General features: G+C 42.0%; 9 protein-coding genes. 7 read left to right on the forward strand and 2 right to left on the reverse strand.

Annotated elements, in window-relative coordinates:
- The first annotated feature begins 90 nt into the window (after nt 1-90).
- The 3 genes from D1013_RS02310 (at nt 91) to rhaM (ending at nt 4,411) form a co-directional block, all read left to right on the forward strand.
- Complete coding sequence (locus D1013_RS02310; protein ID WP_121847350.1) at nt 91-2,535, forward strand: glycoside hydrolase family 31 protein; 2,445 nt, start codon at nt 91-93, stop codon at nt 2,533-2,535.
- Between the two features lie 99 nt (nt 2,536-2,634).
- Nucleotides 2,635-3,999 (forward strand): glycoside hydrolase family 88/105 protein, encoded by a 1,365-nt coding sequence (locus D1013_RS02315; protein WP_121847351.1) that lies wholly within the window; start codon nt 2,635-2,637, stop codon nt 3,997-3,999.
- 97 nt (nt 4,000-4,096) lie between these two features.
- Nucleotides 4,097-4,411 (forward strand): L-rhamnose mutarotase, encoded by a 315-nt coding sequence (rhaM, locus tag D1013_RS02320; RefSeq protein ID WP_121847352.1) that lies wholly within the window; start codon nt 4,097-4,099, stop codon nt 4,409-4,411.
- A 15-nt stretch (nt 4,412-4,426) separates the two neighbouring features.
- On the opposite strand, the gene D1013_RS02325 is transcribed toward rhaM, so the two are convergent.
- Nucleotides 4,427-5,926, reverse strand: a complete 1,500-nt coding sequence (locus D1013_RS02325; RefSeq protein WP_121847353.1) for a rhamnogalacturonan acetylesterase — start codon at nt 5,924-5,926, stop codon at nt 4,427-4,429.
- A gap of 66 nt (nt 5,927-5,992) precedes the next feature.
- Nucleotides 5,993-7,039, reverse strand: a complete 1,047-nt coding sequence (locus D1013_RS02330) for a GntR family transcriptional regulator (RefSeq protein WP_121847354.1) — start codon at nt 7,037-7,039, stop codon at nt 5,993-5,995.
- A gap of 240 nt (nt 7,040-7,279) precedes the next feature.
- Between D1013_RS02330 and D1013_RS02335 the strand changes: the two genes are divergently transcribed.
- From D1013_RS02335 to D1013_RS02350, 4 genes are read left to right on the forward strand one after another with little or no spacing between them, the layout of a single operon-like run.
- On the forward strand, nt 7,280-9,376 hold the full coding sequence (locus D1013_RS02335) for a bifunctional aldolase/short-chain dehydrogenase (RefSeq protein ID WP_121847355.1): 2,097 nt from the start codon (nt 7,280-7,282) through the stop codon (nt 9,374-9,376).
- Nucleotides 9,377-9,391: 15 nt separating this feature from the next.
- Nucleotides 9,392-10,672: a sugar isomerase gene (locus tag D1013_RS02340; protein ID WP_121847356.1), complete on the forward strand. Its 1,281-nt coding sequence runs from the start codon at nt 9,392-9,394 to the stop codon at nt 10,670-10,672.
- Between the two features lie 17 nt (nt 10,673-10,689).
- Nucleotides 10,690-12,075, forward strand: coding sequence for an FGGY-family carbohydrate kinase (locus D1013_RS02345; RefSeq protein ID WP_121847357.1), 1,386 nt, complete (start codon nt 10,690-10,692; stop codon nt 12,073-12,075).
- Nucleotides 12,065-13,222, forward strand: coding sequence for an alpha-hydroxy acid oxidase (locus D1013_RS02350; RefSeq protein ID WP_121847358.1), 1,158 nt, complete (start codon nt 12,065-12,067; stop codon nt 13,220-13,222). The genes D1013_RS02345 and D1013_RS02350 overlap by 11 nt, the downstream gene beginning before the upstream one ends.
- The last annotated feature ends 2 nt before the right edge of the window (nt 13,223-13,224 follow it).

A 13,224-nucleotide genomic window follows, 5' to 3' on the forward strand; every position in this document is an offset into this window, starting at 1 on the left:
ACAAGACTACAAATTTGATGAGCTCGGTTTTTGAGCTTTTTAGATTTCAATGAAGATGCGGGAACATCGGTAATGTAGTAAAACAGTTATATGAGAATGTTACGATTGGGTCTTTTTATGGCCCTTTTAATGAACATCGTTCAAGCCCACGCCCAAACGGGCTTGGGGAATTTTCAGAAGGTTGATTCCGAAAATGGGAATAAGATAGTCTTCGCCACGGATGAAGCTAAAGTACAGTTAGAATTTTGTACCCCAAGTTTGGTCAGAATAAGGTCAAGTTGGGATGGTGATTTCTCCGAGAATGAACCATGGATGGTGGTGAAGTACGACTGGCCCGAAGTCATATATACTGCCAAAGAATCAGAAGCGACTATCAGTTATAGCACTGATAGTTTAAACATTTTAGTACATAAAACCCCCTTTTTCGTAACTATTAGTGACAAAGAAGGCAAGGTTTTGACCAGCGAAGCGGAACAAGACAAAATCTTCGGTTCCTCTAAGAATAAAGACACGGTGAACGTCACAAAAAAGCTTTTTCCTGATGAGCACTTCTTCGGTTTTGGAGAACGGATGGATTTTTTGGATAGACGGGGTAAAGCGCTGCGACTGAATGTTGGCCGCGGTCAAGGTAGGCCTCATATTGTGGGCGCCTATGATGTGTTACAGGCCAATTATTCACCCGTACCCTTTTTTATGAGTACCCGTGGTTACGGCATTTTTCTTCATAATGCCAACCCTACAAATTGGAATATGGGCCATAGTAACCCAGAAACCTACTCCTTTTCAGCTGAAGGGGGCGAGCTAGACTACTATTTTATGTACGGGCCAGACTTCAGTTCTATTTTAGATGCGTATACAGACATCACTGGTAAAGCCCCAATGTTACCCAAGTTTGCGATGGGGCTGCATGTGGGTACTTATAGTGGGGGCACATGGGGTCATGAAGAAGAAACCTCTACCGATTATGTGGTTGCTTTGGCTCAAAAATTTAGGGATTTGAACATACCGCTAGACGTATTACATCTAGATTCAACTTGGCGAATTTTCGGAGAAAATGGAGGTACGGGCGCTACATCATTCGAATGGAGGGAAACGTTTAAAAATCCGGAGGAAATGTTCAATGACCTCTATGCGCTAAATCTTAATATGGTAGGTCTTCATTTACGACCGAGATTTGACAATGGTAAGGAATTAAGGTTGCTCGATGAGGCCCGGCGTAAAGGGTACGTTTATCCTGAGCCGAACAACCTAGGCGAGTTCGTTAATTTCTTTGATGAGAAATCAGTTGATTGGTGGTGGAAGAACGGCGTGAAAAGAGTGGCCGATCAAGGTGCGATGTTCTTGAAGACCGATGAAGGCAGTGCTTTTGGGCATAAGGCAAATGAAAGCGAAAAAACTGGTCCGCAAGGGAAGGAGATAAATGCGCTGCATAATCTTTTTCCTATTGCTTATGCAAAGGCACCCTATGAAAAATTTGCCGAACATAACAAGATGAGGGGCATGAACCAAACACGCGAAGGTTATGCCGGTATTCAGCGTTACCCCTACATTTTCGCTGGTGATTGGCCTAGTGAATGGCAATATTTTGAACCCGTAATTAAGGCTGGCTTGAATATTGGTCTTTCAGGAGTGGGTAATTGGGCCCATTGTATGGGAGGTTTTGAACATGTCGCCGACCCTGAACTTTATATTCGTTGGTGCCAATTCGGTTTAATGAGCCCCATCGCGCATTTGTTCGGTATGGAGCACCCCAACTATAAAGAACCATGGAACTACGGGGAAGAAGCGCAAAGCATATTTAAGAAATACGATGAACTCAGGTATGAGTTGATGCCTTATTTATATAGTACTTTGTATCAAAATCATTCAACAGGCCAACCCCTCATGAGGGCCTTGGTTCTAGATTACCAAAAGGACCCCAATGTCTACGAAATTACCGACCAGTATATGCTTGGTGACAATCTTATGGTCTGCCCTGTAACTACTAAGGGAGCGCAAACTAGAACGGTCTATTTGCCCGAAGGCAATTGGGTCGATTATTGGACAGGGAACACCTTTTCGGGCAAAAAGTTTATAAGCGTTCTCTGCCCTTTGGATAAAATGCCTCTCTTTGTTAAAGCTGGTGGAATATTGCCAAAACAAGAACTGATAAATTATGTAGGGGAAAAAGAAATCAACTCTTATGATTTGGAAGTTTTTATCGGAGGTGATAGTGCTTTCGAGCTTTATCATGACGATGGAAAAAGCATGAAATATACCGAAGGTGATTTTGCCACTACTTTAATTAAAGCAGAAAGTAAGCAAGACCGTACAGTTATTCAAATTGACCCTTCCGAAGGTAAGTTTGATACAAGTGACATCACCTATAATGTAAAGGTACATTTGAATGAAAAGCCAAAAACGGTGATGGTGAATAATGAAAAATTAGTGGTTTCCGATACAGAAAATGAAAATAACCCATATTATTGTAATCGATTACTCTACATTCCTAATTTGGACAATTCACATACTTTGAATGTAGAGGTTATCCAATAAAAATTTTCTCAACAAAACTCACTACTGCAATTCATGAAAAATTACATTGAATCCTGCTTTAAGGGCCCAAAGATTAGAACGTGCTTATCAATATTAGCAATGGGCACCATTTTATTAATATCTCAAGAGGTAAGCGCACAGCAGCCCGCCAATGATATGACGGCTCCTTTACATTTAATGCAACCAGACTATGAAACCCCGTACGATGTGCCGTCCAAAGAAGGGATAGTTGAAGTCATCGACCGAATTTATGATTATCTGAATTCGGTTACCCCGCCGGCCCTGATCGATAAGAATAGCGGAGAGGTAATAACCAACTATAAAAAAATAAAGAAGGATCAAGAAACCGCTTTTCAAACAGGTGATTTTCGCTTAACGAGTTATGAGTGGGGGGTTACCTATGCGGGTATGTTATTGGCAAGTGAGGTTACCGAAGAATCTAAATATGCCGATTATACCAATGAACGTCTTAAGTTTTTGGCTGACATACGGCCCTTTTTTGAAGATTTAGAAACTAAGAACGCCGAGTTAAAACATCCCATGAAGCGAGTTTTACACCCGCACGCGTTAGATGATTCTGGTGCCGTATGCGCGGCCATGATCAAAGCCAAAACCAATGGCTCGGAGGCGAATTTAGACCCTTTGATCCGAAATTTTATGGATTACATTTCTAATGGTCAATATAGATTGTCAGACGGTACATTGGCACGAAATAGACCTATGAAAAACTCCCTTTGGCTCGATGATCTTTTTATGAGCGTGCCGGCCTTGGCGCAAATGGGCAGTTATTCGAAAGACCCAAAATACTTTGATGATGCCGTTAAACAAGTGCTACAATTCGCTCAACGCATGTTCAATGAAGAAAAAGGGTTGTTTATGCATGCCTATATCGTAGACTCTGAGCAGCACCCAGAGTTTTATTGGGGCCGCGCCAATGGGTGGGCCATTATGACCATGGTCGAACTTTTAGAGGTTCTGCCAGAAAACCATAAGGGTAGGTCTGAGGTTCTCGATTTGCTGAAAAAACATATCGAAGGGTTGACCCGATTACAATCAGGTAAAGGGTTGTGGCATCAGTTGCTCGACCGCAATGATTCATATCTTGAAACTTCGGCAAGCGCTATTTATACCTATGCCATTGCCAGATCTATCAATAGAGGTTATGTTGATGGTAAAGCTTATGGGCCTTCGGTAACGTTGGCCTGGAATGCAATTACTGAAAAAGTGAACGGTAAGGGGCAGGTTGAAGGTACTTGTGTTGGTACCGGTATGGGCTTTGATCCCGCTTTTTATTATTATAGGCCGGTAAACGTTTATGCGGCCCATGGCTACGGGCCGGTTCTGTTAGCAGGAGCCGAAATGATTGCGCTTCTTCAAAACAGTTATCCTAAATTGAATGATAGTGCCATTCAATTTTATGACAGCGAAATCAAAACTGATGGACCCATATTCGGGGAGAAGTAAGAGTCGATTTTAGTTTTTTAAAACATCAAGGCAAGAGTACTTGATCATAGCTGTTGGGTGCTTTTGCCTTCATTTTTTAATATAAAAAAGGTGTCAAATGATTAGAAACGCTTTTACCATGAAATTGAAGCCAGGGTTCGAGGCCGAATACAAAAAAAGACATGACGAGATTTGGCCTGAGTTATCAAAGTTATTGTCAGATTCGGGTATTCATGAATACTCGATATTTCTTGATGAACAGACCTTGACTTTGTTCGCCTTTCAAAAATTGGAAGATGGTTTCGAGCCGTCGAAAATTCCTAACGACCCCATTGTTAAAAAATGGTGGGCTTATATGGCAGATATTATGGAGACCAATGATGACAATTCTCCTGTGGAAACCTCGTTAAGGGAAGTCTTTTTTATGGAGTAATCCTGAGTCTTTATCCTAATAAAAAATATAATCTCTGAGACCTGAACCCTTATAATTCTTTAAGGCCTCTGCCGCGACCTGGGCATTGAAAAGGGCGCCATCTAAATTCGTATGGGTGTGGTCTTTAGGAAAGAACTTCTGAACATTTTCCTCACCGAGTTCTTCATATTTCTTCGCAATCTGATTACTAAGGTCTATAAAGGGTACTTCTTCTTCAGTAGCTATTTCTTCAGACCATTTAATGTAGGTTTCTTGTCTTTGTTCTACTTGCCCATCGGGCCATTCATTTCTAGGGGTCAGGCTTAGAATAATTGGTAATGCACCTTTTTCTTTTGTTTCAATAACCATTTTTCTCAGATATTGGCCGAATGTATGCACCGTTTCGGTTAGGGTATCGTTACGAACGACGTCTTGGGTTTCAAACCCTGTTCCGCTAAGTGAGCCACGGTATTTTTCTTTATCGATATTTCCGGCATCATTGTGCCCGAACTGAATGAGTACGTAATCTTCAGGCTGAAGTTTTTGAAGTATCTCGTTCCAGTGTCCTTCGGTAATAAAAGTTCGGCTGCTTCTTCCGCCAAGGGCACTATTAAAATAGTTCAATCTTGTAGTGTCGATAAACCTAGTAAAAGGTATGCCCCAACCTACGGCATTTTCATTGCCATTATCGGCCATGGTCGAATCACCGATAAGAAAAAGGTTTTTCTTTTTGGGAAGTGTTATTTGGGGGTAGTCGATTAGATAATCTTCAAGACCTGAATCTTCATTTCTTATTTCATTGACTATAATCGAAGCAGCCAGAACTGCACCTCTGGCCGAGGTATGGGTATGGTCCCTTTCGAAAAAATGGTTGCCAGTGGTGCCTTGCTCCCCAATTTCTTCCATTTTTAGGGCCATTTGGTCGTTCAAGTCGATAAATGTAGCGCCTTCCTGTTCGGCCACCTGCTTGGCCCAAAGGCCATACGATTGGTCGTTTCTAAGTACTTTTTGGTTTTCCCACTTATTTCTGGGAATAGGAGAAAGCACAATCGGCACGGCCCCTTTGCTTTTGGCATCTTTGATCAATCGACGAATGTACCATCCATAGCTGCGAACGGTTTCATGCTTTCCTGTGAGAATATTATCGATTTCCTCAGATTCTTCACCAATACCTTTGATGGTGCCCCGTGCCCTAAAGTCGTCATTGATAGGGCCATTATCGTTGTGGCCAAATTGTATAAGAACAAAGTCACCTTTGTTCAATTTGTTGTAAACCGAATCCCAAAGGCCTTTGTCTTGATATGTTCTGCTACTTGTGCCACCCAAGGCGTGATTTTCAACCTTTATTTTGGTACTGTCCAAAAATTGATTAATAAATTCTCCCCATCCCCAAAGCCCTCCGGCTCCATCGCCTTGGCCATTTTTTACCGTAGAATCTCCCACGGCATATAGAACAGGTTTTTTATTCGAATTGGTAGAACAGGAAAAGGTAAATAGTCCGGCAAGCAGAATTACCGGAAGTATGCGTAATCTCATTGTGTGGGGTTAGGAGTGCTAAAAATACAATGTTCTCCTTAACGGACAAGCGTGACAATCAATTTTTTACACCGAATTTCGTTCTATGTAACGAAACACATTTTTAACCCGCTCTTTCTTATTTTTTAGCACCATATATGCGGCAGTTTCTCCCATTGCATTAAAATCGGTACTAATGACCGTTATACCAAGAAGTTCTTTTAAAGGGGTTTCATTGTAGGATATGATGCCAATATCTTCACCTAGGGTTAGGTTTTTCTTTCGCACCTGCCGAACCAAATTTACTAAGTCAGACTCTTCGATGATCACGTAGGCATCTCGACTTTGAAGCTCCATGTCTTCATAGATTTCTCCTAAGATTTCAAATTCGAAACCTTGTTCGCCACAGAACTTTTGAAAGCCCCTTAGAATTCTACGCGGATACGGGTATACCTTTTTTTCAGGGTACACCAATATCAGTTTATCATATTTCTTTAGACGCTCTCTCCCTTCCAACAAGGCTTCATAAATGTCATTTTCAAAGTCTTGATAAAGAGCAGCGTATTCACCCTTGATTTCAATCTGTGAATTGTCTAAAACAATCAGTTTGTTCTTAGGAATTTTATTTAAAACATCCTTGACTTTATCGGTGGCCGAGGCGTGGTTCAGATTTTCATCTTTAAAATGGGGCATTATTACATAATAATCATAAGCCCCTAGGTTACGCTCTATGTAATGGGTGAAAAGTGATTCTTCGCAATGGTAAATGAACAGATTCACATGGCCATTCACCCCGAGGCCGTTTACAAAAGAATTGTAGATACGCATTTTATAAGAACTGGGCTTATTCACCAGAAAGAAGACATTGATCTTCGAGATTAAATCGGTCTTTGCAATGTAATAGCCCTTGCCCTTAACGGCGGTAATGGTCTTTTGAACCTTGAGTTGGCGGTAGGCCTTTTCAATGGTGTCCCTCGATAAAAGAAGGTCTTCACTAAGTTCGTTGATAGATGGTATTTTACTGCCAATGGGAAGATCGCCCATAGCAATATTATCCATTATCGAATCGACTACCTGCATGTATTTCGGTATACGTGAGGCTTCGTTTATTTTTATGTTCAGGGTTTTTGACATCGGGTCTTCAAAAACTAAGTTTATAGGCGAGGGTTCAACGTTTTAAACCCCCTGAATGTTTATAAACGGCTTTCATTTTTGTAGGTTCTAAAAGTAATCAAAATTTGAGGCAAGGCCATAAGTTTATGGCCTCTTTTAATTTTTTTGAAGCTAACAGGGCAGCACAGGATACTCACAGGAAATGTAATATGTATTTTTGGTCAAAGTGTTAAAACAATAAGTAACTACAAGACACACGATATGCAAAAGACATTTCAACACGTAAACTATCTATGGGACGAAAAAAAGGCTATAGAGCTGGGCGATGATCAAGTGGCCCTTTTTCTTTACAGATCCAACATTCTTGGTGCCGATTTGCGCATTACGAATTATGGGGGCGGTAACACCAGTTGTAAGACCATAGAGAAAGACCCGTTGACCAACGAAGAGGTCGAGGTTATGTGGATCAAAGGATCTGGTGGCGACATCGGTACCTTAACAAGAGCCGGTATCGCAGGCCTTTATACAGAGAGGCTGCGTAACCTTAAAAATGTCTATGAAGGTTTGCACGATGAAGATCGTATGGTCGGTCTTTTTAACCATTGTATCTACGACCTTGATAGTAGGGCTCCCTCCATCGACACTCCTTTGCACGGTTTATTGCCATTCAAGCATATCGACCACTTGCATCCTGATGCACTTATTGCAGTAGCAGCTGCGAAGGATAGTGAAAAGGTGACCAAAGAAATTTGGGGAGATACCATGGGCTGGGTGCCATGGCAAAGACCTGGGTTTGATTTAGGTCTTCAGTTGGAGAAATGTTTGAACGATAATCCAGGTATTCGCGGTATTGTCTTAGGAAGCCACGGTCTTTTTACTTGGGGCGATACCTCGTATGAGTGCTACATCAATAGCTTGGAAGTAATTGAGAAGGCATCGGATTACATTGCCAAAAAAATTAAGGAACAAGGTCAGGTTTTTGGTGGGCAGAAGGTAGAAAGTCTTCCTGCCGATGAACGTAAAGAAAAGGCTGCACGGTTAATGCCTTTATTGAGGGGCTTGTGTTCTTCTGAAAATAGAATGATAGGTCACTTTAGTGATACCGATGTGGTAATGGAATATATTAATAGTAATGATTTGGAAAGGTTGGCACCTATGGGCACATCTTGCCCTGACCATTTCTTGCGTACAAAAATTCAGCCATTGGTACTTACGCTTGATACCTCTGAAGACCTTTCCGATTCGGAAGCGGTTCTTAAAAAGTTAGAACCTGCCTTTGAACAATATAGAAAAGAATATGCCGACTATTATGAGTCTTGTAAAAGGGACAATAGTCCGGCTATGAGAGACCCCAACCCTGTAATTATAATCTACCCAGGTGTCGGTATGTTCAGCTTTGCCAAAAACAAGCAGACCACTAGGGTGGCCAGCGAATTTTATATCAACGCCATCAATGTAATGAGAGGTGCCGAAGCAATTACGGAATATACCTCGCTGCCAAGACAAGAGGCTTTCGATATTGAATACTGGTTACTGGAGGAAGCAAAATTGCAACGTATGCCGAAAGAGCAGCCCCTTTCAAGAAAAGTAGCCTTGGTTACCGGAGGCGGCGGAGGTATCGGAAAAGCGATTGCCGACAAGTTGGCTGCGGAAGGTGCCAATGTTGTTTTGACAGACATTGCCGAAGAACGCTTGAAAGAAGGGGTAGCAACTTATAAATCCGATACGGCCGCCTATGCTGTTTGCGATGTTACCAAATCAGAGTCGATTGAAGAAGCGTATAAAAAGGCTTGTTTAGAATTCGGAGGTGTTGATATCGTGGTTCATAGTGCCGGATTGGCTATTTCAAAACCATTGACCGAAACCACGGAAAAAGATTGGGACATTCTTCAAGACGTATTGGTCAAAGGGCAATTCGAACTGGCCAAACAAGCCGTGAAAATTATGCGTACTCAAGGTTTGGGCGGTGATTTCATTAGTATCGCCAGTAAAAATGGTTTGGTATCCGGTCCGAACAACGTAGGTTATGGTACCGCTAAGGCGGCACAGCAACACATGTCTCGATTATTGGCCGCTGAACTCGGTGGTGAAAAAATTAGGGTGAATACCGTAAACCCTGACGGGGTAATCGTTGGTAGTAAGATTTGGGAAGGTGATTGGGCCGAAGGTCGTGCCAAAGCCTATGGTATTTCTGTAGAAGAACTACCGGCCCATTATGCCAAAAGAAACCTGATGAACGAAATTATCTATCCTTCCGACATCGCAGATGGTGTTTTTGCTTTCGTTGGTTTGTTGAACAAGAGTACAGGGAACATTATCAATGTAGATGGCGGAATGGCCAATGCCTTTGTTAGATAAAATAGAAGTGCGAAAATGAAGATCAATAAAGAAAACATAGAATCGGTCAATAAGAAGGTTGCCGAAAATCACCTGAACCAGTTTGATTTTCTCGCCAATAGTCTTGATCAAAAGAATATTGATGTTGACAAATTGGTCAGTGAACTGTCCGACTTTCAGGTAGCGATACCCAGTTGGGCACTTGGTGCGGGCGGAACGCGTTTTGGCAGGTTTTCGTTTTATGGTGAACCTTCTTCATTGGAGCAGAAAATCGAAGATGTTGGGGTCATTCATAGTTTGACCCAAACGGCCGGTGCAATTTCGCTTCATATTCCGTGGGATGTTCCTGAGGACTATAATGCTATTAAAGAGCTGGCTGCAGAAAACGACCTTATATTCGACGCGGTAAATTCAAATACTTTTCAAGACCAGAAGAATGCGAAAGAGAGCTATAAGTTCGGTTCTTTAAGCAATGTAAATAAACCTCCTCGAGAGCAAGCAATTGCCCATAACATAGAGGTTGTCGAAATTGGAAAGAAACTCGGTTCTAAAAGTTTGACCGTTTGGTTGGCCGATGGGTCGAACTTTCCGGGCCAAAATAATTTTCAGACAGCGCTTAAGCATACAGAAGATAGTCTCAAGGAGATTTATAAAAATCTGCCCGAAGACTGGAAGATGTTCATAGAATACAAACCCTATGAACCTAATTTTTACAGTACGGTCATACAAGATTGGGGCACTTCTTTTATGCTTGCCAATGCTTGTGGTGAAAAAGCATACACCTTGGTCGACTTGGGCCATCATTTGCCCAACACTAATATTGAGCAGATAGTTTCGACCTTGATGTTAAAGGGTAAGTTAGGAGGTTTCCATTTTAACGATAGTAAGTACGGCGATGACGATAGTACCGTAGGTAGCGTGAAACCTTACTCACTTTTCTTGATTTTCAATGAATTGGTCTATGGCATGAGAAATAATCCTCAGAACCCATATCCAGCTTGGATGATCGATGCGAGCCACAATGTGAAAGATCCACTTGAAGATTTGGTTCAATCACTAGAGGCTATTCAAGAAGCCTATGCCAAAGCACTATTGGTGAACCAAGACGAATTGAAACAAGCACAGCTGAACAACGATGTGGTGTTGGCTCAAGAACTATTGCAAGATGCCTACCGTACCGATGTGAGGCCTCTATTGGCGCAAGCTCGGCTAGCTAGAGGTGGGGCCTTGAACCCTATTCAGGCATATAGGTCATTAGATGTTAGAAGAAGTTTGATAGAAGAAAGAGGCAGGCATACCGTAGCTTCTGGTTTGTAGTAAATTCAAGTAAGTAGATGAGTATTAAGGTAACCGCAATATTTGATATTGGTAGAACCAATAAGAAGTTTTTTCTCTTCAACGAAGACTTTAAAGAGATCTATAGGGAATATGCCCGATTTGATGAGATAGAAGATGAGGATGGATATCCTACCGAAGACTTAAAAGCTTTGGAAAATTGGGCAAAGGAAACCTTTGACAAAATGCTTGCCAACCCTGAGTACGACATTCGTTCATTGAACTTCTCGTGTTATGGGGCCAGTTTGGTGCATATGAATAGTGAGGGAAGGGTAATTGCTCCCCTTTATAACTACATGAAACCCATCAAAGAGCAGATTATCGAGGAGTTCTATGGTAAGTATGGGCCTATAGATGAATTCTCGAGGGTATCGGGCTCTTTGAGTATGGGAATGCTCAATACCGGAATGCACCTTTATTGGTTAAAAAAAGAACGGCCGGAGGTTTTTAAAGAAATCAAGTATTCCCTTCATTTACCGCAATATTTAAGTTATCTGTTTACGGGTATACCTGTTAGTGAATACACCAGCATAGGATGCCATACCAATTTATGGGATTTTGAACGTAACGAATACCACCATTGGGTACTCAAAGAGAAGGTAGACAAACTTTTACCTCCATTAGTGGCAAGTAACAAGACAGTTTCGGTCGATTTTGATGGGCAGAAAATTTTGGTAGGTCCTGGTATTCACGATAGCTCTTCGGCCCTTTTGCCCTATGTAAGAAGCTTGACCAATCCTTTTTTGTTGGTCTCAACCGGTACTTGGAGCATATCTATCAATCCGTTTGTAGAAGGGGCGCTAACTATGGCGGATATCGAACGAGAAAGTTTGTACAATATGAGAATAGACGGTAGCCCGGTTAAAGTGGCACGCCTGTTCTTGGGCAATGAATACAAACTTCAGGTAAAAGAGCTTACAGAATATTTTGGGGTAGCTGCCGATTTTCACAGAACTGTCAAGTTTGATGAAGAGACCTTTTTTGAAATCAACAAAGATTTCGAGCCTATGTTCAAATGGAAGAGCATCGTGGGCAAGAATGAACCCAATACTACCTCAATACCATACGATCAATTTGAACATGCCTATCATCAATTGATGCTGGAATTGGTCTTGCTACAAGTCGATAGCATTGCCTCTGCAATTGGTGAACAAAATATCGAAGACCTTTATATAGACGGCGGGTTTAGCGATAATGATGTGTACATAAAACTATTATCTTATTACCTTCGAAGCATGAAATTACGAACTACCGATGCCTCGTTGGGTTCCGCTCTAGGAGCGGCCATCGTTATCTCACAAACTGAATTAGACCCTGCATTTTTGGCCCATAATTATGGGTTGAAAGATTTTAGTCCCGTTAAATCCGAATCTTATGAAAAGTGAAATCAATTCTGAGTACCCATCAGTAGAGGCTTTGCGTGAAAAAGCCAAGGAAAGGGTTCCGAATTTTGCCTTTGAATATTTGGATGGAGGTTGCAATGAAGATGTAAATATCGTAAGAAATACCGCGGAGATTCGTGATGTTCAATTACAGCCACGATACCTTCAGAACTATGGTGTGAGCTCGACCAAGACCAAGGTTTTAGGTATGGAGTTCGACGCTCCTTTTGGTATTTCCCCAGTTGGTCTTCAAGGACTCATGTGGCCCAATTCCCCTGAAATTTTGGCCAGGGCCGCTCACAAACATAACGTTCCTTTTATATTAAGCACGGTTACCACCATGAATATTGAGCGGGCAAGTGAGCTTACCGAAGGTAAGGCTTGGTTTCAGCTCTATAATCCGGTTGAAGATCATGTGAGAAACGATATTATCGATCGCGCACATGCGGCCGGGTGTCCTGTTTTGGTCTTGCTTTGCGATGTGCCCACATTTGGGTATCGGCCTAGGGACATTCGTAACGGACTTGCCTTACCACCGAAAATGTCGGCTAGAAATATTATGCAGATTTTGGGTAAGCCGTCTTGGGCCTTTAATACCTTGAAACATGGTCAACCAACCTTCGAGACATTAAAACCTTATACTCCCGAGGGGCTTAATCTAAAGCAATTGGGCCAGTTCATGGATAAGACCTTCTCAGGAAAATTGAATGCTGAAAAGATAAAGCCCATTCGAGACAGGTGGAAAGGTAAATTGGTCTTAAAAGGTGTTGCCAGTCAACAAGATACCGAAGATGCCATTAAAATGGGATTTGACGGAATTATCGTTTCTAACCACGGTGGGCGGCAATTAGACGCCGGTCAATCAACGATTGCATCTCTGCAAGATATCGTTCCTGATTATGGTGACAAAATTGAGGTTATGATCGATAGCGGATTACGATCAGGGCCAGATATTGCGCGTGCGATGGCCAGTGGTGCAAAATTTACATTTATGGGGCGATCTTTTATGTACGGTGCTGCTGCTTTGGGTAATAATGGTGGCAATCATACAATCGCTATGTTGAAGCGCCAGTTTCAACAGGTGATGGATCAGCTTTGTTGCGAAAAAGTAGAAGACCTTCCCCAGCATTTGATAACCAACCAAACCTAGTT

Source organism: Euzebyella marina (genome assembly GCF_003687485.1).
In the GTDB taxonomy this organism is placed as follows: Bacteria; Bacteroidota; Bacteroidia; order Flavobacteriales; family Flavobacteriaceae; genus Euzebyella; species Euzebyella marina.